This is a genomic window from Dellaglioa sp. CoH-57-MRSF-19 (assembly GCF_056781975.1).
Window position 1 is genome coordinate 1 of record NZ_JBXAXW010000086.1, and the last position, 581, is coordinate 581.

Below are 581 nucleotides of genomic sequence, written 5' to 3' on the forward strand. Positions count from 1 at the left end.
GCTTGAAATAGCTGGTGACCGGCACATGCTTCAGGCCCAGCTCACGTACGATGTGTTCGACTTCCGAAGGACGCAGGTATTCCTGATTCTCGATGTCGAAGATGTCATACACGTAGAAGCCGTAGTAGCCCTCGGGGAATCCTTCGAAGTTCGATTGAATACCCGAACCGCACAGCTCACCTTGGATTGCTACCGCGCGCTCCAGCGTCGCCAGCTTTTCGAGGACCTGCTCTTCGCGCGCCGTTTTCCAGAACTGGTTGCCTTCAGTCTCCACCAGATCGAGGTTACGCGAGCACACACCAGCCACAAATTCAGGGAGGTTGCCCTCTGCGTCCGGTTTGGCGGCCGTCGCAAAGTACTTGCTCGACGGCGGAATGTAGTAGGCCGTGAGCGACGAACCGTCCATCTTCGTAGATTCTTGGAACACTTCTTCCGCATACTTGTCGAACACGAGGCGTTCGATGTTCTGGATGCGTTCCTGATCCGTCTTCGGAATGAACGACGGGAAGTTGCCACGCGACACGCCGCGCAGCGACACCGGAATCGGTTTCTCCCACTTCTCGATACCCAGCTTCTCGGTC

At 56.5% G+C, this 581-nt stretch carries 1 protein-coding gene; it reads right to left on the reverse strand.

Annotated elements, in window-relative coordinates:
• Nucleotides 1-581 (reverse strand): RNA ligase family protein (locus tag AC1RO3_RS08340; protein ID WP_481763981.1); only part of this gene is annotated, 581 nt, incomplete at both ends.